The 21,927-nt window shown below is 62.5% G+C and carries 19 protein-coding genes; 8 read left to right on the top strand and 11 right to left on the bottom strand.

What is annotated here, in order from left to right; all coding sequences use genetic code 11:
• Positions 1-331 precede the first annotated feature (331 nt).
• The 8 genes from AC07OP_RS31390 (at position 332) to AC07OP_RS31355 (ending at position 11,067) form a co-directional block, all read left to right on the top strand.
• Positions 332-997 (top strand): amino acid ABC transporter permease, encoded by a 666-nt coding sequence (locus AC07OP_RS31390; protein ID WP_065941074.1) that lies wholly within the window; start codon positions 332-334, stop codon positions 995-997.
• Positions 978-1,637: an amino acid ABC transporter permease gene (locus AC07OP_RS31385; RefSeq protein WP_027607849.1), complete on the top strand. Its 660-nt coding sequence runs from the start codon at positions 978-980 to the stop codon at positions 1,635-1,637. The genes AC07OP_RS31390 and AC07OP_RS31385 overlap by 20 nt, the downstream gene beginning before the upstream one ends.
• Positions 1,634-2,410, top strand: a complete 777-nt coding sequence (locus tag AC07OP_RS31380; RefSeq protein ID WP_065941076.1) for an amino acid ABC transporter ATP-binding protein — start codon at positions 1,634-1,636, stop codon at positions 2,408-2,410. Before AC07OP_RS31385 ends, AC07OP_RS31380 begins: the two co-directional genes overlap by 4 nt.
• Positions 2,407-3,258 carry a transporter substrate-binding domain-containing protein gene (locus AC07OP_RS31375; RefSeq protein WP_115487849.1) on the top strand — a complete coding sequence of 284 codons (852 nt, stop codon included), beginning with the start codon at positions 2,407-2,409 and terminating at the stop codon, positions 3,256-3,258. Before AC07OP_RS31380 ends, AC07OP_RS31375 begins: the two co-directional genes overlap by 4 nt.
• A 205-nt stretch (positions 3,259-3,463) precedes the next feature.
• Positions 3,464-4,546, top strand: a complete 1,083-nt coding sequence (locus AC07OP_RS31370; protein WP_495103262.1) for an efflux RND transporter periplasmic adaptor subunit — start codon at positions 3,464-3,466, stop codon at positions 4,544-4,546.
• Positions 4,543-5,613: an efflux RND transporter periplasmic adaptor subunit gene (locus tag AC07OP_RS31365; RefSeq protein WP_495103261.1), complete on the top strand. Its 1,071-nt coding sequence runs from the start codon at positions 4,543-4,545 to the stop codon at positions 5,611-5,613. Before AC07OP_RS31370 ends, AC07OP_RS31365 begins: the two co-directional genes overlap by 4 nt.
• Positions 5,610-8,675, top strand: a complete 3,066-nt coding sequence (locus AC07OP_RS31360; protein WP_495103260.1) for an efflux RND transporter permease subunit — start codon at positions 5,610-5,612, stop codon at positions 8,673-8,675. The genes AC07OP_RS31365 and AC07OP_RS31360 overlap by 4 nt, the downstream gene beginning before the upstream one ends.
• A 220-nt stretch (positions 8,676-8,895) precedes the next feature.
• Positions 8,896-11,067 (top strand): glycoside hydrolase, encoded by a 2,172-nt coding sequence (locus AC07OP_RS31355; RefSeq protein ID WP_495103259.1) that lies wholly within the window; start codon positions 8,896-8,898, stop codon positions 11,065-11,067.
• Positions 11,068-11,138: 71 nt separating this feature from the next.
• On the opposite strand, the gene AC07OP_RS31350 is transcribed toward AC07OP_RS31355, so the two are convergent.
• The 11 genes from AC07OP_RS31350 to tcyJ form a co-directional block, all read right to left on the bottom strand.
• Positions 11,139-11,765 (bottom strand): class I SAM-dependent methyltransferase, encoded by a 627-nt coding sequence (locus tag AC07OP_RS31350; protein ID WP_098480611.1) that lies wholly within the window; start codon positions 11,763-11,765, stop codon positions 11,139-11,141.
• A gap of 39 nt (positions 11,766-11,804) precedes the next feature.
• The gene (locus AC07OP_RS31345; RefSeq protein WP_016974994.1) at positions 11,805-12,449 is read right to left on the bottom strand and encodes a methionine ABC transporter permease; all 645 of its coding nucleotides are present in this window, start codon (positions 12,447-12,449) and stop codon (positions 11,805-11,807) included.
• Complete coding sequence (locus AC07OP_RS31340) at positions 12,439-13,554, bottom strand: methionine ABC transporter ATP-binding protein (protein ID WP_495103258.1); 1,116 nt, start codon at positions 13,552-13,554, stop codon at positions 12,439-12,441. Before AC07OP_RS31340 ends, AC07OP_RS31345 begins: the two co-directional genes overlap by 11 nt.
• On the bottom strand, positions 13,551-14,366 hold the full coding sequence (locus AC07OP_RS31335; RefSeq protein ID WP_065941082.1) for a MetQ/NlpA family ABC transporter substrate-binding protein: 816 nt from the start codon (positions 14,364-14,366) through the stop codon (positions 13,551-13,553). Before AC07OP_RS31335 ends, AC07OP_RS31340 begins: the two co-directional genes overlap by 4 nt.
• Positions 14,367-14,445: 79 nt before the next feature.
• Positions 14,446-15,798 carry an LLM class flavin-dependent oxidoreductase gene (locus tag AC07OP_RS31330; RefSeq protein WP_495103257.1) on the bottom strand — a complete coding sequence of 451 codons (1,353 nt, stop codon included), beginning with the start codon at positions 15,796-15,798 and terminating at the stop codon, positions 14,446-14,448.
• A complete protein-coding gene (locus AC07OP_RS31325; protein WP_115487855.1) occupies positions 15,798-16,991 on the bottom strand; it encodes an SfnB family sulfur acquisition oxidoreductase in 1,194 nt (397 codons plus the stop codon). The genes AC07OP_RS31330 and AC07OP_RS31325 overlap by 1 nt, the downstream gene beginning before the upstream one ends.
• 24 nt (positions 16,992-17,015) lie before the next feature.
• Positions 17,016-18,257 carry an SfnB family sulfur acquisition oxidoreductase gene (locus AC07OP_RS31320; protein ID WP_115487856.1) on the bottom strand — a complete coding sequence of 414 codons (1,242 nt, stop codon included), beginning with the start codon at positions 18,255-18,257 and terminating at the stop codon, positions 17,016-17,018.
• Between the two features lie 187 nt (positions 18,258-18,444).
• Positions 18,445-19,221: a hypothetical protein gene (locus tag AC07OP_RS31315; RefSeq protein WP_141156472.1), complete on the bottom strand. Its 777-nt coding sequence runs from the start codon at positions 19,219-19,221 to the stop codon at positions 18,445-18,447.
• A 305-nt stretch (positions 19,222-19,526) separates the two neighbouring features.
• A complete protein-coding gene (tcyN, locus tag AC07OP_RS31310) occupies positions 19,527-20,273 on the bottom strand; it encodes an L-cystine ABC transporter ATP-binding protein TcyN (protein ID WP_053140245.1) in 747 nt (248 codons plus the stop codon).
• A gap of 3 nt (positions 20,274-20,276) precedes the next feature.
• Positions 20,277-20,942, bottom strand: coding sequence for a cystine ABC transporter permease (gene tcyL, locus AC07OP_RS31305; RefSeq protein WP_032884921.1), 666 nt, complete (start codon positions 20,940-20,942; stop codon positions 20,277-20,279).
• A complete protein-coding gene (gene tcyJ, locus AC07OP_RS31300; RefSeq protein WP_027607832.1) occupies positions 20,942-21,736 on the bottom strand; it encodes a cystine ABC transporter substrate-binding protein in 795 nt (264 codons plus the stop codon). Before tcyJ ends, tcyL begins: the two co-directional genes overlap by 1 nt.
• Between the last annotated feature and the right edge of the window lie 191 nt (positions 21,737-21,927).

The following is a 21,927-nucleotide window of genomic DNA, read 5'->3' as shown; positions in this document are numbered from 1 at the left end:
GGCAAGCCCCCTCCCACACTGGATCTATGGTGTTTTAGAGATCCCGGCTATTGATCGCCCTGCGCAACGCCACCAACCATTTCACCAGCTCCTGCGGATCAATCGGTTTCGCTTTGTTCATTGTTCATTCCCTCGAAACACAGACCCCTCAACCATAGCTGCCACCCGCCAACCCCGCGAATCCCGAGGTTATCTTTTTGGGTGATATCAATATGCTATTTCGGTATTTAAATTTTACTTTTTATACCTTTAAAGTTCGCGCTACCCGGCGTTACCCACGCCGGATCGGACGGCGCTCGCCGCATTACCCCTGCGGCGTCATGGACTCACAATGACCTTCGATTTCGCTTTTATCCTCAGCACCCTGCCGGCGTTTTTGAACGCCGTGGGCGTCACGCTGCAAGTGGGCCTGATCGCCATTGCCACCTCGTTGCTGGTGGCGCTGATCAACGCTGCACTGCTGGTGTTTCGCACGCCGTACCTGTCGCGCCTGGTGGCGCTCTATGTGGAACTGGCGCGCAATACACCGCTGCTGATCCAGCTGTTCTTCGTGTACTTCGCCTTGCCGGCCCTGGGTTTGAATATCTCCGGGTTCTGGGCGGCGATCATCACCATGACGTTCCTCGGCGGTGCCTACCTCACCGAAGTGCTGCGCGCCGGTGTGGAAGCGGTGCCGCTGGCGCAGATCGAGTCGGGCAAGTCCATCGGCCTGTCGGACTGGCAACTGCTGCGCCATGTGATCCTGCCCCAGGCCGGCATCCTCAGCCTGCCGGCGTTGTTCGCCAACTTCATCTTCCTGCTCAAGGAGACCACCGTGGTCTCTGCCGTGGCGGTGCCGGAGATTCTCTACACCACCAAGAGCTACATCGCCCTCTACTACAAGACCTACGAAATGCTCGCCGTGCTGACGCTGATTTGCGTGCTGCTGTTCTTGCCGCTGTCGCTGCTGCTCAGCCGCCTGGAAAGGAGGCTCCAGCATGGCCAGTTCGGGTCTTGAGTTGTTGTGGGTGTCGTTGCCGCAACTGGGCAAGGGCGCTGCGCAAACCCTGTCGATTTCGTTGTTGAGCATCGCCTTCAGTACGGTCGGCGGCGTGTTGTATGGCGTGCTGCGCACCTTGAACAACAGGCTGGTCAACGCGGTGCTGCGGGTTTACCTGGAGCTGTTCCGGGCGATTCCGGTGCTGGTGTGGTTGTACCTGCTGTTCTTTGGCCTGCCGATTTTCTTTGGCCTGAGCATCCCCAGCTTCTGGTGCGCGGTGCTGGTGTTGTCGCTGTGGGGCGCCAGCGAAGTGGGCGAAGTGGTACGCGGCGCGTTGCATTCGCTGCCCCGCGGCCAGCGCGAAGCCGGCCTGTCGATTGGATTGTCCGACCCGCAGTTGTACGGCTACGTATTGCTGCCCCAGGCCCTCAAGCGCATGACGCCGCCGACCATCAACGTCTACACGCGCATCATCAAGACCAGTTCCCTGGCGGTGCTGATCGGTGTGGTGGACGTGATCAAGGTCGGCCAGCAAATCATCGAGCGCACCTATGAGTCGGTGTTGATCTACGGCGCGCTGTTCCTGTTTTTCTTCTTTATCTGCTACCCGTTGTCGGCCGCCTCCAAGGTGCTGGAACGGCGCTGGGCCCAAGCATGAGCGCATTGATCGAGTTCCAGGGTTTCAACAAATTCTTCGGCGACCAGCAGGTGCTCAAGGGCATCGACCTGAGTGTGCAAAGCGGCGAAGTGGTGGTGATCCTCGGCCCCAGCGGCTGCGGCAAAAGCACCTTGCTGCGCTGCCTCAACGGCCTGGAAGTGGCCCATAGCGGCAGCCTGCGGTTTGCCGGCAAGGAGTTGTTGGATAAAACCACCGACTGGCGCCAGGTGCGCCAGGACGTGGGCATGGTGTTCCAGAGTTACCACCTGTTCCCGCATATGAGCGTGCTTGACAACATCCTGCTCGGCCCGCTGAAAGTGCAAAAGCGCGAGCCGCGCGAAGCCCGCGCGCAGGCCGAGAAGCTGCTGGCCCGCGTAGGCCTGGCGGACAAGCGCGACGCCTTCCCGCGCCAGCTCTCCGGCGGCCAGCAGCAACGCATCGCCATCGTCCGTTCGCTGTGCATGAACCCTCAGGTCATGCTGTTTGACGAAGTCACCGCCGCCCTCGACCCGGAGATGGTCAAGGAAGTGCTGGAGGTGATCCAGGGCCTGGCCCGCGATGGCATGACCCTGCTGATCGTCACCCACGAAATGGCCTTCGCCCGCGCCGTCGCCGACCGCGTGGTGTTTATGGAGGCCGGGCGCATCCTCGAACACAACACCCCGGAAGAATTCTTTACGAACCCGCAAACCGCACGCGCGCAGCAGTTCCTGGAGAAGTTCTCCTTTGTCTCAACACTGCCCAAGAAAACCAAGGAACTGGAGCTGCTATGAAAAAGTTACTGCTGCCACTGTTGGCCGTCGCCTTACTGGCCGGCTGCGATAAAAAGGCCGAAGAGCCTGCTAAACCTGCTGCCGCCGTGAGCTACCTCGACAAGATCAAGGCGCGCGACAAGCTGATCGTCGGCGTATTCACCGACAAGCCACCGTTTGGCTTCGTCAACGAAGCGGGCCGCTATGTCGGTTTCGATACCGACATCGGCCGCCAATTCGCCAAGGACCTGTTGGGCGATGAGAACAAAGTCGAATTCGTCGCCGTCGAGCCGGCCAGCCGTATTCCGTTCCTGCAAAGCGACAAGGTCGACCTGATCCTCGCCAACATGACCGTGACGCCCGAGCGCAAGGAAGCGGTGGACTTCACCAACCCCAACCTGAAAGTCGCGGTGCAGGCGTTGGTGCCCCAGGACAGCGCGGTGAAAAGCCTGAATGACCTGGCCACCCGCACCACCATCGTCACCACCGGCACCACTGCCGATATCTGGCTGACCAAGAACCACCCGGACTGGAAACTGCTGAAGTTCGAGAAAAACTCCGAATCGCTGCAAGCGCTGTCGGCCGGGCGTGGCGATGCTTATGCGCAAGACAACCTGGTGCTGTTCAGCTGGGCCAAGCAGAACCCGGGCTACCGCGTGCTGGAAGAGAAACTCGGTGACGAAGCGCCCATCGCCCCGGCGGTGAAGAAGGGCAATATCGAACTGCGCGACTGGGTGAATGCCGAGTTGGCGAAGCTGGGTGAGGAGAAATTCCTGCTCAAGCTCTACGACCAATATGTGCGCAAGGAGCTGAGCGATGACACCAAGCCTGAGAGCGTGATCGTTGAAGGCGGGAAGTGGCAGGGCTAGTTCTGCGCTGACTGTTATGCCGCTATCGGGAGCAAGCTCCCTCCCACATTTGAATGTATTCACACGTCACATGTGCGAGAGGACTTGCCCCCGATGAGGCCGATGAACTCACCTCAATACGCCTTCCCCATGCAGATAAGGAACCCTGAACTAAGCTCACAGTCGCATACACACTGGCACATCGCATCGCGCACAAGGAGTCTGCATGGGCGGTCGTATTTCCATCTGTATCGTCGGTCTGGGTTTAGTGGTGTTGCTGAGCGCGTGTGGCCAGGAAAAAGCTGAGCCCAAGGCCCATTCGCGGGTCTTTGTTCAAACCGTACAACCCGCCGATTTCGCCGCGGCCGTCACGCTGACCGGAGATATCCAGGCCCGCGTGCAAACCGATTTGTCCTTTCGCGTCGGCGGCAAGATCATCCAGCGCATGGTGGATGTAGGCGATCGCGTCAAAGCCAGACAGGTGCTGGCCAAGCTTGATCCCAAGGATTTGCAGACCAACGTCGATTCCGCCCAGGCCCAGGTCGTGGCCGAGCAGGCGCGGGTCAAGCAAACCGCCGCTGCGTTTGTGCGCCAGGAAAAGCTCCTGCCCAAGGGCTACACCAGCCGCAGCGAATACGATTCCGCCCAGGCCGCACTGCGCAGCAGCCAAAGTGCCCTGGCCGCCGCGCAGGCGCAGCTGGCCAACGCCCGTGAACAACTCGGTTATACCGCGCTGATCGCGGATGCGCCGGGGGTGATCACCGCGCGCCAGGCCGAAGTCGGTCAGGTGGTGCAGGCCACCGTGCCGATTTTCAGCCTGGCCAGCGATGGCGAGCGCGACGCGGTGTTCAACGTCTATGAGTCACTGCTGGTTGAGCCGCCGCCCGATGCGCCGATCACCGTCAGCCTGCTGGATAACCCCAGCATCAAGGCCGTGGGTAAAGTGCGTGAAGTCACACCTGCCGTGGCCGCCAATACCGGCACGGTGCAAGTGAAGATCGCCCTGCAATCGTTACCCGAAGGCATGCGGCTTGGTTCGGTGGTCAGTGCCACCGCCAATGGCCCGGCCAAGGCGAGTATCGAGCTGCCCTGGTCGGCGTTGACCAAAGACCTCAGCGAGCCCGCCGTATGGCTGGTGGACGGCGAGGGCAAGGCGCAACTGCACAAGGTCACGGTGGCGCGTTACCTCACAGGCAAAGTGATTATTGGCGACGGCCTCAAGGGTGGCGAAAAAGTCGTGGTGGCCGGTGGGCAATTGCTGCACCCCGGCATGCTGGTCGAAATCGCCCAACCAGGAGCCCAGCCATGAAGCGCCTGACGGTTGTACTCGCCGCCAGCCTGTTGCTGATGGCCTGCTCCAAGGAAGAACCGGCGCCCGAGCCCGTGCGCCCGGTGCTGTCCATGGAGGTGAAGTCCGAGGACCAGGAAACCCTCGGCCGTTTCGCCGGTACCATCCAGGCGCGCTATGAAAGCAATCTGGGCTTTCGCGTCCCCGGTCGCATCGCCCGGCGTGCCGTGGATGTGGGCGCCGAAGTGGACAAGGGCGCCTTGCTCGCGGTGCTTGACCCTACCGACCAACAGAACCAGTTGCGCGCCGCCCAGGGCGATTTGGCACGGGTGCAGGCGCAGTTCATCAACGCCCAGGCCAATGCCCGTCGCCAGCAGGAGCTGTTCAACCGTGGCGTCGGCGCCCAGGCCCAACTGGACGTGGCCCAGACCGACCTGAAAACCACCCAGGCCTCCCTCGACCAGGCCCAGGCTTCGGTCAACCAGGCCAGGGACCAGCTCAACTACGCCGAGCTGCGCACCGACCACGCCGGCATCGTCACCGCCTGGAATGCCGAGGCCGGCCAAGTGGTCAGCGCCGGTCAGCAAGTGGTGACCCTGGCGCGCCCGGACATCAAGGAGGCGGTGATCGACCTGCCCGCCGGCCTCGCCGAGCGCCTGCCGGCGGATGTGGTATTCCTCGTCGCCGGGCAACTCGACCCCAGCGTCCACACCACCGCCACCGTGCGCGAGATCGAACCCCAGGCCCAAAGCGCCACGCGCACCCGTCGCGCGCGCCTGACCCTGGCCGAAACGCCGCCCGTATTCCGCCTTGGCACGGCGATCAGCGTGACCTTGAGTTCGGCGATCGCCCCACGCATCGAGTTGCCCCTGAGCGCCTTGCAGGAAGTCGACGGCAAGACCCGCATCTGGATCCTCGATACCCAAAGCCAGACCGTGCAACCGCGCGACATCACGGTGCTTAGCCGTGACGCTGACAGCGCCTTGCTCAACGGCGGCGTCAAACCCGGCGAGCGTATCGTTACCGCCGGCGTGAACAGCCTGAAGCCCGGGCAGAAAGTCAAAATCGACGAGGACAGCCCGCGATGAAAGGCAGCTTCAACTTATCCGACTGGGCCCTCAAGCATCAGTCCTTCGTCTGGTACCTGATGTTTGTCGCGCTGCTGATGGGCGTGTTCTCCTACATGAACCTGGGCCGCGAGGAAGACCCCTCGTTTACCATCAAGACCATGGTGATCCAGACCCGCTGGCCGGGCGCGACCCAGGAAGAAACCCTCAAGCAGGTCACCGACCGCATCGAGAAAAAGCTCGAGGAACTCGACTCCCTCGACTATGTGAAAAGCTACACGCGACCGGGTGAATCCACGGTGTTCGTGTTCCTCAAGGACACCACCAGCGCCAAGGCGATTCCGGAGATCTGGTACCAGGTCCGCAAGAAGATCGACGACATTCGCGGCACCTTCCCCCAGGGCTTGCAGGGGCCGTCGTTCAACGACGAATTCGGCGATGTGTTCGGCTCGGTGTATGCCTTTACCGGCGACGGCCTGTCGATGCGCCAGTTGCGCGACTACGTGGAGCAGGTGCGCGCCGAGATTCGTTCGGTGCCGGGGCTGGGCAAGGTCGAGATGATCGGCCAGCAGGACGAAGTGATTTACCTGAACTTCTCCACGCGCAAACTGGCGGCCCTGGGCATCGATCAGCGCCAAGTGGTGCAAAGCCTGCAATCGCAGAACGCGGTGACCCCCGCCGGGGTGATCGAGGCCGGGCCGGAGCGCATCTCGGTGCGTACCTCGGGACAGTTCGCCTCGGAGAAAGACCTGGCCAACGTCAACCTGCGCCTTAATGACCGCTTCTATCGCCTGGCGGATATCGCCGAGATCAGCCGTGGCTACGTCGACCCGGCGCGGCCGATGTTCCGCTTCAACGGCAAGCCGGCGATTGGCCTGGCCATCGCCATGCAGAAGGGCGGCAATATCCAGTCGTTCGGCAAGGCGCTGCACACGCGCATGGACGAACTGACCGCCGACCTGCCGGTGGGCGTCGGTGTGCATAAGGTCTCCGACCAGGCCGAAGTGGTGGAAGAAGCCGTCGGCGGTTTTACCAGCGCACTGTTCGAAGCGGTGATCATCGTGCTGGTGGTGAGCTTTATCAGCCTGGGCATGCGCGCCGGGCTGGTGGTGGCGTGCTCGATTCCACTGGTGCTGGCGCTGGTATTCGTGTTCATGGAATACAGCGGCATCACCATGCAGCGTGTGTCGCTGGGTGCGTTGATCATCGCCCTCGGCCTGTTGGTGGACGATGCGATGATCACCGTGGAGATGATGATCACGCGCCTGGAAAAAGGCGAAACCAAGGAGCAGGCGGCGACCTACGCCTACACCTCCACGGCATTTCCGATGCTCACCGGTACCTTGGTGACCGTCGCCGGCTTCGTGCCGATTGGCCTCAACGCCAGTTCGGCAGGCGAGTACACCTTTACCCTGTTCGCGGTGATTGCCGTGGCGATGCTGGTGTCGTGGGTGGTGGCGGTGCTATTTGCCCCGGTGATTGGCGTGCATATCCTCAGCGCCAAGGTCAAACCCCACAGCGCCGAGCCGGGGCGCATCGGCCGCGCGTTCAATGGCGGCATGCTATGGGCCATGCGCAACCGTTGGTGGGCCATCGGCATCACCGTGGGCCTGTTCGTGGCGTCGGTGTTCTCCATGCAGTTTGTGCAGAACCAGTTCTTCCCGTCGTCGGACCGCCCGGAAATCCTCGTCGACCTCAACCTGCCGCAAAACGCCTCGATCAACGAGACGCGCAAGGCCGTCGACCGCCTCGAAGCGATCATCAAGGACGACCCGGACATTGCACGCTGGAGCACTTATATCGGCCAGGGCGCGATCCGTTTCTACCTGCCCCTCGACCAGCAACTGGAAAACCCCTACTACGCGCAACTGGTGATCGTCAGCAAAGGCCTGGAAGAGCGCGGTGCCCTGATTGCGCGCCTGCAAAAGCGCCTGCGCGACGACTTCGTGGGCATCGGCAGTTTCGTGCAGCCGCTGGAAATGGGCCCGCCGGTGGGGCGTCCGATCCAGTATCGCGTGTCCGGCAAAGACACCGACCAGGTGCGCAAACACGCCATTGAACTGGCGACCCTGCTGGATAAAAACACCCACCTGGGCGAGATCATCTACGACTGGAACGAGCCGGGCAAAGTGCTGCGCATCGACATTGCCCAGGACAAGGCGCGCCAGCTCGGGCTGTCCTCCGAGGACGTGGCGCAACTGATGAACAGCGTGGTCAGCGGCGCCTCGGTAACCCAGGTGCACGACGATATCTACCTGATCAGCGTGGTCGGCCGTGCCGAAGACGCCGAACGTGGCACGCCGGAAACTTTGCAGAACCTGCAGATCGTCACGCCCAACGGCACCTCGATTCCGCTGCTGGCCTTCGCCACCGTGCGCTATGAGCTGGAGCAGCCGCTGGTGTGGCGTCGCGACCGCAAGCCGACCATCACCATCAAGGCCTCGGTGCGCGATGAGATGCAGCCGACCGACCTGGTCAAGCAGCTCAAGCCGGAGATCGACCAATTCAGCGCCGGCCTGCCGGTGGGCTACAAGGTCGCCACCGGCGGTACCGTGGAAGAAAGCGGCAAGGCCCAGGGCCCGATTGCCAGCGTGGTGCCGTTGATGCTGTTCCTGATGGCGACGTTCCTGATGATCCAGCTGCACAGCGTGCAGAAGATGTTCCTGGTGGCCAGTGTCGCGCCGCTGGGGCTGATCGGCGTGGTGCTGGCGCTGATCCCCACGGGCACGCCCATGGGCTTTGTGGCGATCCTCGGCATCCTGGCGCTGATCGGCATCATCATCCGCAACTCGGTGATCCTGGTGACGCAGATCCACGAATATGAAGTGGCCGGCTACACGCCGTGGGACGCGGTGGTGGAAGCCACCGAGCATCGGCGCCGGCCGATCCTGCTCACGGCGGCGGCGGCGAGCCTGGGCATGATCCCGATTGCCCGCGAAGTGTTCTGGGGACCGATGGCCTACGCGATGATCGGCGGCATCATCATCGCTACCTTGCTGACGCTGTTGTTCCTGCCGGCGCTGTATGTGGCCTGGTACAAGATCCGCGAACCAAAACAGAAGCAACAGGAAAACCACGGTTAAAAATGTGGGAGGGGGCTTGCTCCCGATGGCGGTGGGTCAGACAAATATTTTTTGCTGACCCACCGCCATCGGGAGCAAGTCGAATCGTCGCACCGCCCTCCCACAATTGATCTCAGCTGGGCATGTGAGACGTGGGAAATTTCCGGAAGTGACGCCTGTTGCCTTAGCCAACCGTTGAGTACTTTACCCTCCGGTCTCCACCTCTCAACGATCGCCTGCCATGAACCGTCTGCGTCATACCTTGCTGATCTGCTGCTTCCTGTCGCCCCTGGCATTTGCCGGCACCGTATTGGAAAACCCGTTGTGGCGAGTCGAACTCGACCCGGCCACCCTCGCCATCCGTGTGACACCCGGCGGCCAGCCGCAGGTGCAGGCCTCCAACGGCGTAGCGGCGCGTGCCGTCAGTCAACTCGCACAAAACGCGCAACAGGCCAGTTGGCAATGGGATGACGGTGCCTATCGCCTGACCGCCAGCCTTGAGCAGCGCGACCTGGTGCTGTCGATCACGGCGCGGGAAGCCGGTGAGCTGCCGATTCTTCTGCAACCGCCGAGTGCCATGGGCCGAGGGTTGATGTGGCCGTTGGCCGAGGGGCATTACGTGCCCGCCGGCCATGCCATGTGGAACGCTTTCCTGGTGGCGCAGGGTGACATCAACACCACCCAGGACCTCAGCCTGCCGCTGTGGGGCGTCGATCACGGCGCCTTCACCCTCAACTGGCTGCTGACCAATCCCTATAACAACCGCCTGCGCTGGCGGGGCCAGGCGTTGTCGCTGGCCCATGAGTTCACCTCGCTCGGGCCCGCCGCCCCCATGACCCTGCTGTTGCACCTGGGCGAAAGCGATCCGCTGGCCGGGGCCAAGCGCTATCGCCAATGGCTGGTCGCGCAGGGTCGCTATGAGCCCCTGGCAGACAAGCTGCGGCAAACCCCTGGGGCTGAAAAGCTGCTGGGCGCCAGCCATGTCTACCTGTGGGGCAATGACCTGCTGGCACCGGAGGATGTGCGTGATTGGCCGCTGTTGCTCCAGCGCTTGCGCGCTCATGAACTCAAAGGCCTGTTGGACAAGGACTCCGCAGCGGTGCTGGCGCAGCCCCGCGCCTTGAATCGCTACGAACAAAGCGTGCTGTTGCGCGGCCTCAACGCCGCGATCAACAGGAAGGCCCGGCAGAGTTGGCAGGTGGACGAGCCCGATATGACCCGTCTTGCCACGCGCTACGGCGAGTTGCGTCGCGAATTGGCCGTGGACTTTGCCGGTGCCCTGCGCGATAGCCCCGGCACCTGGGGCAGCCAGGTGGTACAGACGCTGCGCGACGCCGGGCTGCCGCGCTTGATGCTGACCCTGGGCGAAGGCTGGGAAGGCGGCCTCTGGCACCCCGAGACCATCCGCGCCGGTGTCGACGCCGGCTACCTGATGGCGCCCTACGACTCCTACCAAACCGCGTTGTCCGCCACCGAAAACCCCGACTGGACCACCGCCCACCTGGGTAGCCAGGCTTACCGCGACTGCGCCATCGTATTGAAGGACGGCACGCTCAAGACCGGCTTCCAGCAGTCCGGCCACTACACCGACCCGCGCTGCGTGCGGCCTCTGCTGGAGGCGCGGGTGAAAGCCGTGCAGGCCAAGGCCGGCTTCAACGCCTGGTTTCTCGATGCGTACGCCACCAGCATGCTGTTCGACAGCTACCGCACCAACGCACCGATGACCCAGGCGCAAAACGCCGAAGGCAATATCGATGCGTCCCGCTGGCTGAACACCACGCTGCAATTGCCGACCGGCTCCGAAGACGGCAACGCCATTACCGCCCGGGGCATCCTGTTCGCCCATGGCATGCAAACCCCGGTGCTGGGCTGGGGGGATCGCGACATGACCCAGGACAAACAGTCGCCCTACTACGTGGGCAACTGGTACCCGCCGGAGCAACCGGCAGTGTTCTTCAAGTCGGTGCCGCTGAACGAGCCGTTTCGCACCCTCTACTTCGACCCGACGCTGCGCCTGCCGCTGTATCAGGCGGTGTTCCATGGCTCGGTGATCACCACCCATCACTGGCTGTTCGACAGCCTCAAGCTGAGCACTGTGCGGGCTGAAAATGAGCTGACCCAACTGCTCTACAACGTGCCGCCGCTGTATCACCTGAGTGCTGCGACGCTCAAGGCGCGGCTGCCGCTGATCCAGCGCCAGGATCGATTTTTCCGACCGCTGCATGAGCGCCTGGCCACCCAGGCGATGACCGGGTTTCGCTGGCTGACGGCGGATCGGCAGGTGCAGGAAACCACGTTTGCCGATGGCACGCGGTTGGTGGCGAATTTTTCCACGGGGTCCAGAGAGGGGTTTGCGGCAAGGAGTGTGACAGCGGTGGTGGATGGGACATCGGTGGTGTATCAGGTGCAGTAGGGGTGTGTATCAGTCCGTCATCGGGGGCAAGCCCCCTCCCACAGGGGCATGCATTCCAAATGTGGGCCGACTCAAGCCTTGCGCCAAACGCTGGCCAACCAGGGCTGCTGCGGTCGAGGCAACCCGGCGGGTCGGTAGTAATGCTCCAGTTCCACGAAGCCGGCGGCGGTGAGCAGTGCCTGCCACGCCTCGAGGTCGTGATAGGAACCATACCGCGGCCCATTCCAGCCTTCCTGGTTCTCACCCCGTGGATTGGAACTGAACAGCACACCGCCAGGCTTCAGCGCCCCATGCAGTTGCGTGAGTACACGGGGCAGTTCCTGCTTGGGGATATGAAACAGCACGGCATTGGCAAAGATCCCGTCAAAGCGTTCGGCGGGCAGATCCAGCTTGAGGAAGTCCTGCTGCAACACCTCACAGCCGCTGTCTTCGCGCGCCATCTGCGCAAACCGCTCGGAGCCATCCAGGCCGACGGCGATATGCCCCAGGCGCGTAAAGGTCTGCAAGTCCCGCCCCGGCCCGCAGCCGAAATCCAGCACGGTAAAGGGCGCCGAGCCCTGGATATGCCGCAGCAGCGCGTCGATGTTCTGGCTCACATCGTGATCGCGGGTGCCTTCACGGAAGCTCTCGGCCACGCTGTTGTAGTGGCCGAGGGTGGTGGACGTGATCTGGTCGAGGTCGTCGGGCTTGAGGGGCATGGTGATGAATACCGGGCACTGAGATGGCCCGACTATACCTCACCTCTTGTTCAGCACTCGCGCCAGGCGATCGCCGCCGAGTTGAATCACCGCCACCAGGATCACCAGCAGCACAATCACCGTAAGCATGATCTGCGTGTCGAAACGCTGGTAGCCGTACCGGTACGCAATGTCACCCAAGCCGCCCGCACCAATCGCCCCGGCCATGGCCGACGAGTTGATCATGGTCACCAGGGTGATGGTGAACCCGCCGACAATCCCCGGCAGTGCTTCGGGCAGCAGCACATGCCAGATGATGTGCCAGCGCCGGCAACCCATGGCCTGGGCGGCTTCGATCAGGCCGTGGTCGACCTCGCGCAGACTCACTTCGGCGATCCGCGCAAAAAACGGCGTGGCGGCGATAGTCAGCGGTACGACCGCCGCCCACACGCCATAGGTGGTGCCGACGATCAGCCGCGTGAACGGGATCAACGCCACCATCAGGATCAAAAACGGAATCGAGCGGAACAGATTGACGAACGCCCCCAGCACCCGGTTCAGCGCCGGTGCCTGGTAGATGCCGCCTTTGTCGCTGGTCACCAGAAACACCGCCAGCGGAATCCCCACCAGCAAGGCGATCAACGATGACACGCCTACCATCAACAAGGTGTCGATGGCGCCCTGCACTAAACGATCAAACCACATAGCCCAGCACCTCCACCTGTTGTGCCCAGTTCGCAGCGCGGTTGCGCAGTTCTTCGGTGCCATGGGGCGAGCCATTCACCGCCAGCAGCAGTTGCCCCAGTGCGTGGCCCTGAATTCGTTCGACACCGCCCTGCAGTAAGCGCACACGCCCGCCGAGGGCGCTGAACAGCGCGGCCAGGTCCGGTTCATCGCTGGCACTGCCGGTGAACTGCAAGCGCAGCACCACGGCGGCGTCCGGCGATTCAGGCTGGGGGTGCAAACGGTTTTGCAGTTCTTCCGGCAGGCCATGTTGCAGCGGCGCCAGCAGGGTCTGGCTGACCTCGTGCTGTGGGTTGCCGAACACTTGCCACACCGGGCCTTGCTCGACGATGTGCCCGTGTTCCAGCACCACCACGCGGTCGCAGATGTCGCGGATCACCGCCATCTCATGGGTGATCAAGACGATGGTCAGGCCCAGGCGCCGGTTGATCTCGCGCAACAGGCCGAGGATCGATTGGGTGGTCTCCGGGTCGAGGGCCGAGGTGGCTTCGTCGCACAGCAGGATCTGCGGGTCGTGCACCAGCGAGCGGGCGATACCCACGCGCTGTTTCTGCCCACCGGACAGCTGCGCCGGGTAGGCCTTGTGCTTGTCCTGCAAACCGACCAATTCCAGCAGCTCGCGCACTTTTTGCTCACGCTGGGGCTTGGGCACGCCGGCGACTTTCAGCGGCAACTCGACGTTCTGCCACACGGTCTTTGCCGACATCAGGTTGAAGTGCTGGAAGATCATGCCGATACGCCGGCGCAGCGCCACCAGGTGGTCTTCGTCGAAGTCGCCGATGTCCACCTGATCGATCAGCACACGCCCGCTGCTGGGTTGTTCCAGGCGGTTGATGGTGCGGATCAGCGAGGATTTGCCGGCGCCGCTGCGGCCGATAATGCCGAACACTTCACCGCGCTGGATCGCCAGGTCGATGCCTTGCAAGGCATGCACGCCGCCGTCGTAGGTCTTGCCCAGGTTGATAAAGCGCACGTGCGCGCGGTTCAGGTCCGGATGCAGTTCTGTCTGTTCGGCGTCCCTGGGCGGTGAGCCCAGGTCGCGCAGTCGAGCGTGGGCGGCGGTCATTTTTTATCTTCCCAACCGACTTGGTAGAGCTTGCCGAGGGATTTATCCAGGGCGGCACGCACCACCGGCGAGTGCTGGTAGATGTCGACGAACTTGATCACGCGCGGGTCGGTTTTGCTTTTTGGCTGGATCACGAACTGGATCACGTATTCCGGGTGGTCGAGGCCGTCGAACAGCAGCGCCGACTCGGCATCGAAGGTCTTGGACAGGCGGATGTAGGCCGGGTAGCCCTGCACCAGGTCCGCGTCGTCATAGGCGCGCACCAGTTGCACGGCTTCGACTTGCAGGATCTTGATCTTCTTCGGGTTGCTGACGATGTCTTCTTCGGTGGCCTTGTAGCCCACGCCCGGCTTGAGGGTGATCAAGCCGGCCTTGGCCAGCAGTTGCAGGCCGCGACCGCTGTTGATCGGGTCGTTGGCAATCGCCACGCTGGCGCCCTGGGGCAGGTCGTTGATGCTTTTGTATTTCTTCGAGTACAGCCCGACGTTGTTGATGATGCCCGGCGCGTACGGCACCAGGTCAAAACCGGCGGCGGCCTTGGCGTTTTCCAGGAACGGGATGTGCTGGAAGTAGTTCACGTCAATATCGCCGGCGGCCAGGCTGACATTGGGGGCGATCCAGTCGGTGAACTCCACCAGCTCGACCTTCAAGCCTTGCTTGCCGGCTTCGGCGACGGCGGCTTCCAGGGGAATCGCGAAGGCGGCGGTGGTGCCGATTTTCAACGGTGCATCGGCGGCGAACACCGCCGAGCTGAACAACCCGAAGGCCAGGGCCAGTGCTTTGACTGGGTGGGAGAGCAGTGTTTTTTTCATGGTCGATTTCCAGTCATAAGGTATTTGTACAAACAGTGGAGATCCACTGTGGGAGGGGGCTTGCTCCCACATTTTCCAATCAGTGGCGGTAGGTCGAGCCGGTGTGTTGTTCGGGTAAGCGAGCACTGGCGTGGAAGACTTTTTCGCGCAGCGTGCCGGTCTCATAAGCGGTCTTGTACGAGCCCCGTCGTTGCAACTCCGGCACTACCAGATCGATAAAGTCCACATAGCTTTCCGGCGTGACAATGCGCGTGAGGTTGAAGCCATCCAGCCCGGTTTCGCTGATCCAGGATTCCAGCTCGTCAGCGACCTGTTCGGGGGAGCCGACCAGGGTGATATAGCGCCCGCCGAGGGCGTGCTGTTCGAGCAGCTTGCGTCGGGTCCAGTCGTTGTTCTGCAGGTTCTTGGTGGCCGACTGGATCGCGTTGCTCTTCACGTACTGGATCGGCTCGTCCAGTTCGTACTGGGCAAAATCAATCGCGGTGGACGCCGAAAAGTGCGCGACGCCGGCCTCCGCGCTGGCATAGCTCAGGTACTCGGCATGCTTGGCCCAGGCCAGTTCTTCGGTGGCGCCGACGATCACGTTCAACCCCATGAACACCTTGATGTCATCCGGGTTGCGCCCGGCCTCGACCGCGCTGGCGCGCACCTTGTCCACCTGCACCTTGGTCGCGGCCTTGTTCTGCCCGCTGATGAATACGCACTCGGCATGGCGCCCGGCGAACAACAGGCCACGGTCTGAACTGCCAGCCTGGAACAGCACCGGCGTACGCTGCGGCGACGGCTCGCACAGGTGATAACCCTCCACCTGGTAGAACTCGCCATGGTGCTCGACCTTGTGCACCTTGCCCGGCTGCGCATAGACCCGCGCCTGCGGATCGTTGAGCACCGCGTCGTCTTCCCAGCTGCCTTCCCAGAGTTTGTAGAGCACTTCCAGGTATTCATCGGCCTGGTCGTAGCGCCGGTCATGCTCGACCTGTTCGGTGAGGCCCATGGCCTTGGCGGCGCTGTCGAGGTAGCCGGTGACGATGTTCCAGCCCACCCGGCCACGGCTCAGGTGATCGAGCGTGGACATGCGCCGGGCGAACAGGTACGGCGGCTCATAGGTGAGGTTGGCGGTGAGGCCGAAACCGAGGTTCCGGGTCACGGCGGCCATCGCCGAAACCAGCAGCAGCGGGTCATTGACCGGCAGCTGGATCGACTCCTTGAGCGGCACATCGATGGAGTTCTGGTACACGTCATACACGCCGACGATATCGGCGATGAACAAACCGTCGAACAGCCCGCGCTCCAGGGTTTGCGCGAGGTCGGTCCAGTACTCGATGCTTTTGTACTGGGTGGACGTGTCCCGTGGGTGGGTCCACATACCGTGGTTGATATGCCCGATGCAGTTCATGTTGAAGGCATTGAGCAGGATCTTTTTCTTTGCCATCAAATGGTCCCCCGCAGTGGCGGGTTTTCAGCGTTGAGGTAGTAATTGCCCACAGCGTGGTACTTCCAGCGCACCGGGTCGTGCAGGGTGTGCACGCGGGCGTTGCGCCAGTGGCGGTCGAGGCCGTGCTCGGCGAGGGTGGCCTGGCTGCCGGCCAGCTCGAACAGGGTGCTACCGGCGGCCAGGGAAATCTCGGTGCTCAAGGCGCGGACTTCAGCGACGGCGATGGACGCCGCCGCCACGGTCTCTGCATTGCTGTCGGCCTGGGCGCGGTCGAGGTATTCACCCGAACGCTCCAGCAAGGCTTCAGCGGCGTGCAGGCGAATGCTCAGGTGGCCGAAGCTCTTCAGGGTCAGCGGGTCTTCGGTGGCCTTGTCGTTGCCGGAGTCGATCCACGGGCGGGTCTTGGTGCGCACAAAGTGCAGCGCATCTTCAAAGGCGGCGCGGGCGATGCCGGTGTCGATGGCGGCGTGAAGAATCTGCGCCAGCGGGCCGACCGTGGTCGGGCGCTCGAAAGCGCTCTGGAACGGGATCACGTCGTGGGCAGCAACCCACACGTTATCGAACACCACCGAGCCGCTGCCGGTGGTGCGCTGGCCGAAGCCGCTCCAGTCGTCGATGACCGTCAAGCCTTCGCTGTCGCGGGGCACGAAGGCCAGTTGCTGGATGCCGTGTTCATCCACCACCGAGGTAGGAATGCGCTGGGCATAGATCGCGCCGGTGGCGTAGAACTTGCGGCCGGTGATGCGGAAGCCGTCGCCGTCGCGGGTGATCTTGGTGACGCGATCATGGGCGGTCCTGGTGCCCAGTTCCGCCAGGGCGTTGCCGAAACGCTGGCCGGCGAGCACTTCGGCGTACAGGCGTTGTTGCTGTTCAGGGCTGCCATTCACGCGCAGTACTTCGAGGGCATAGAAATGGTTTTGCGGAATCTGGCCCAGGGAGGCATCCGCCTGGGCGATCAGGGCAATGACCTTGGCCAGGGTCACGTTGGACACGCCGGCGCCGCCAAATGCCTTGGGCACACTGATGCCCCACAGGCCGGAGCGCGAGAACACGTCCAGCTCGGGCAGCGGCAGGCGGCGTTCGCGATCGCGCTGGGCGCTGTCGCGGCGCAAGTCTTCGGCCAGGTCGCTGGCGACAATAAGGGCCTGTTCGTCGCTGGTGATAACCGCGACACGGTGAGAAAAGGTCATGAGTTTCTCCAGAGGTCTGGTCGGTTAAATCCAGGAATGGCGAGCCGGCAACGTGCCGTTCAAGCGATAGGCGCCGACGGCGTGATACTTCCAGCGCACCGGGTCGTGCAGGGTGTGCACGCGGGCGTTGCGCCAGTGACGGTCGAGGTTGAATTCGGCGAGGGTGGCGCGGCTGCCGGCCAGTTCGAAGAGCTTTTCGCTGACCAGCAACGACACTTCTGTGGTGAGCACCTTCGCTTCGGCCACGGCAATCGACGCACGCGCGGCGGACTGTGCGGTGATCGGCGCGGCGCTGACCTGGTCCAGCACTTGCCCGGCCTTGCGCAACAGCGCTTCGGCGGCGTGCAGTTCGATCTTCAGCTTGCCGATATCGGCGATCACGTAGAGGTCATCGCTGGCACGCTCGACCTTGGCGTCGATCCACGGGCGCGAACGCTCACGCACAAAGGCGATGGTGTCATCCAGCGCGCCACGGGCGATGCCGGCGTCGATGGCGGCCTGGATCAGTTGCGAAACGGCGCCCTGGATAGTCGGGCTTTCGCCGATGCGCCAGTTCTCTACGACCAGTTCGGCGTCCACGGGCACGCGGTCCAGCAGCACGGTGCCGCTGGCGGTGGTGCGTTGGCCGAAGCCCGACCAGTCATCCACGATGCGCAGCCCTGCGGTGCCACGGCGTACAAACGCCATGACCTGCCTGCCATCGTCGTTCAGCGCCTTCACCGCCACCCAATGGGCAAACAGTGCGCCGGTTGAATAGAACTTCTGGCCGCTGATCACGTAACCGTCGCCTTGGGCGGTGATGCGCGCCTTGAGCTCCAGGGTGTTCCTGGTGCCGCGTTCCGGGCCGCCATTGCCGATGCGCCAGCCGTCGAGGACGCTCTGGAACAGCTGCTCTTTCTGGCGCTCTGTGGCGGCGCCCTGCAACACCTGCAGGATGCCGAAATGATTCTGCGGGATCTGCCCGAGGGCGGGGTCTGCCGCGCTGATGATCGCGAAGACTTCGGCCAGGGTCACGAATGAGACTTGTGGGCCGCCGTATTCGCGGGGGATGGAAATACTGCCCAGCCCACTGCGGGTGAATTGTTCGATCTGCGCCCACGGCAGCTTGCGTTGCTGGTCACGCTGGGCGGCGTGCAGGCGCGCGGCCTGGGCCAGCTCGTGGGCAGCCTTAAGCGCCTCTGCATCGTTGCGCAGCACGGTGGCCGGCAACAGCAGGGGAGCAACGTCCAGATCACTCTGGGGGGGTGTTAGAGCCAAGTTAGACATCAGCGCCGCTCCTTGGCTGCACGTAATGCCCTGGCGTTATGCACCGGGGTAATTCTGACCATACCGACCTCGCATTCAATGAAATAAAAACAGAAAAATCAGAGATGTCCGGTGGTCCGGTGCATATACCCTAAGCGTGTTAAATATTTAAATAAACTAACTTTTGGGAATATGCATAGAAGGTCTGTCACCCCGGTTCACAGGGTGAGCCGAGGGGCCGTGGTTGGTAGGCCCGCGCGGTCCCGGCCGGCTGGCTCGGCGCGCAGGCGGCAATGCGCAACGTACGCGTGGGCGCCCAGCGCGAATTGTTGCCGACACGATCGAGAATGCAGTACGTCACCTCCAGGCGGCTGTCGTCACCTGCCTCGACAATCACCGTCGAAGGCACCCACACCTGCACGACCACCCCGACGGCTCTGGCCTGGATCCTGGGCAGGTCCATGCGTACATCTCCCCAGCGCAGGGTGATGGCATCGCCCGTGGCCATGTTCAGGTAAGGCGCGATGGTCAGCGGAATACCCCGTCGCACCTGGCGACCGTTGACGCCGTAGCGACGGATGGTCTCGGGCAAACCGACGGGGGCGAGGTTGTGGTTTTCGTCGCTGTACAGGGGGGAGGGCTGGCCGCCGGGGTATCGGGTCTTTACACACACACCTTTCACGGCCGAGCGGGCAGGTGCACGACCGACTTGCATGACCTGGTAATGCACCTGGGCCGGGCCGTCCAGCACAAAACTTTCCGGCACCCGCAGATGGGTCGGCGAGCCGACCTTGCACGCGCTCACCCTGCGTGAGGCGGCGAAGCAGTTGTTCCAGAACAGTTCGATCAGGTCGCCCTCATCCATGCCGGGGTAAGGCGCGATGTCCACCTGCAGTTGACTGGCCGCCAGTGCGTTGATGCCGTGCCGGTTAGCCTGGGGCAAGGTGGGGGCCGTGAGCAGGGCCGGGGTTGCAGTGCGCGTCATAAGTAATCTCCTTGATGCAGCCAGCAGCAATCGTTCCAGCCCCGCGGCGCGGGTGCGCAGGTGGACTGAAAGGAACGATTCAGTGAGTAGCCGGGATAGGATCCAATCCTCTGGACGCTAGATAAGAGGGTTGGCCACGGAGCGTCAATGGCGGCAAAAGGCTAAACGGCGGGTTGGAGCAGATTCAGAAGGGTCTGACTGGGCAGGGGATTTTTGGATCGGCGAGACGGCGGGTTTACGCGTGGATGGCGAGGATTTCCTGTAGGAGCAGATTGTGTGGTGAGGGAGCAAGCTCCCTCGGCACATCAGTGGGCGAGGAACTTGCTCAGGAACTGCCGGGTGCGTTCTTCCTTGGGGTTGGCGAACAACGCCTTGGCTTCGCCTTGCTCCACGATCACGCCCTTGTCGAAGAAGATCACCCGGTTGGCCACATCGCGGGCAAAGCTCATTTCGTGGGTAACGATGACCATGGTGCGGTTTTCTTCGGCGAGGCTGCGGATGGTCGCCAGCACTTCGCCCACCAGCTCCGGGTCCAGCGCCGAGGTGGGTTCGTCGAACAGGATCACCTCCGGCTCCATGGCCAGCGCGCGGGCGATTGCCACGCGCTGTTGCTGGCCGCCGGACAGGCGCCGTGGGTAGGCGTCTTCCTTGCCCGCCAGGCCGACCCTGGCCAGCAACTTGCGCCCCAAGGCGATAGCTTCTTCACGCGGCATCTTCTTGACCACGGTCGGCCCTTCGATGACGTTTTCCAGTGCTGTGCGGTGGGGGAACAGGTTGAAGTTCTGGAACACAAAACCCACGTGCTGGCGCAGGCGCCGCACCAGGCCTTGTTGCTGGTTGAGCGGTTTGCTGCCGTCGATCTGGATGTCGCCCACCTTGATCCGGCCGCTGGTGGGTTCTTCGAGGAAATTCAGGCAGCGCAGGAAGGTGGTTTTGCCGGAACCGCTGGGGCCGATGATGGCGACGACTTCGCCTTCCTTGACCTCCAGGTCGATGCCGTTGAGTACCACCTGACCGTTGAATTGTTTGGTCAGTTTTTCAACCACGATCATGCTTCAAGACTCCAGGTCATGCCGGTTGACCCGGTCTTCCAGGCGGTTTTGGAAATGCGCCAGGATGCTGGCCAGCACCCAGTAGATCAGGGCGGCGGACAGGTACATGGTGAAAATTTCGAAGGTACGCGCAGACACCAGTTGAGCCTGGCGGAACAGTTCTGGCACCTGGATGGTGGCGGCCAGCGCGGTGTCCTTGACCAGCGAAATAAAGCTGTTGCCCAACGGTGGCAGGGCGGTGCGCATTGCCTGCGGCAGGATGGCCCGGCGCAGGGTCTGCGCACGGGTCATGCCGATACTGGCGGCGGCTTCCCATTGGCCACGCTCGATGGAGGCGATGGCGGCCCGCAGGATTTCACAGGCGTAGGCGGCCATGTTCAGCGAAAAGCCGATCATGGCGGCCGGGATCGGATCCAGCTCGATGCCCACTTGCGGCAAGCCGTAGTAGATCAAAAACAGCTGTACCAGCAAGGGCGTGCCGCGAAAGAACGACACGTAGACGCGGGCTGTCCAGCTCAGCAGTTTGAAGCGCGACAACCGCATCAAGGCCAGGCCGAAGCCCAGCAGCAAGCCGAAAAACATCCCGCCAAGGCTGAGAATCACCGTGTAGTACGCGCCCTTGAGCAGAAAGGGCGCGGAGTCCAGCGCGAGTTGGAAACCTGCTTCCATTATTGAGTGACGTCAGCGTTGAAGTACTTCTCGGACAGCTTCTTCAAGGTGCCGTCGGCGCGCAGCTTGTCGAGGGCCTTGTTCACCGCTTCCAGCAGCTCGGGCTCGCCTTTGCGCAGGGCGATACCGGCTTCCTGGCGGGAGAAGGCGTCGCCGGCAGCGGCGGTGTCCGGGGCTTTCTTGGCGTATTCCAGGGCGGCCAGGCGGTCGATCAGGATGGCGTCGATACGGCCGATGCGCAGGTCCTGGAACTTGGTCGGGTCATCGTTATAGGTCTTGATAATGGCTTTGGGTTGGTTGTCCTTGAGCCATTGTTCGTAGTTGGTGCCCAGGCCTACCCCGACTTTCTTGCCGGCCAGGTCGTCGGCGGTCTTGATGGTGTCGACGTTCTTTTTCAGCACCAGCGCCTGGATACCGGACACGGTGTAGGGCGTGGAGAAGTCGTACTTCTTCTTGCGCTCTTCGGAGATGGTGACTTGGTTGACCACCGCATCCAGGCGCTTGGATTCCAGGGCGGCGAGGATGCCGTCCCATGGCGTGGCTTGCAGCTTGACCTTCACGCCCAACTCTTTGGCCAGGGCCTCGGACAGCTCGACTTCGAAGCCGCTGAGTTTGCCGCTTTCATCGACGAAGCTGAACGGTGGGTAGGTGCCTTCCAGGCCAATTTTGATCTCGCCGGCCTTTTTGATGTTGCCCAGTTGCTCGCCGGCAACCGCTTGGCCCAGCCAACCGGCGCCGAGCGCCAGACCCAAAGTGCCAACCAGCAACGTGCGACGCAATACAGAAATAGTCATGAAGAGCCCCTGTGTTTTTTATGTTGAGCGAAGCAGGTGACGCGGTAGTCGTATCCTGCCTTAAAGCGCTTAGCGCGTCTTCGCCTGCGGCGCGATGATAAAGCCGGGTTTTAAGACTTGAAAATAATATAAATCTTAACTGTTATTTCATTTTAGAATATAAGTTGAGTCTAATGTGGGAGGGGCAAGCT

It is taken from the genome of Pseudomonas sp. GW821-FHT09D08 (assembly GCF_059416305.1).
Note: the sequence above shows the minus strand (reverse complement) of the source record. Positions and strands in the feature narration are given on the sequence as shown.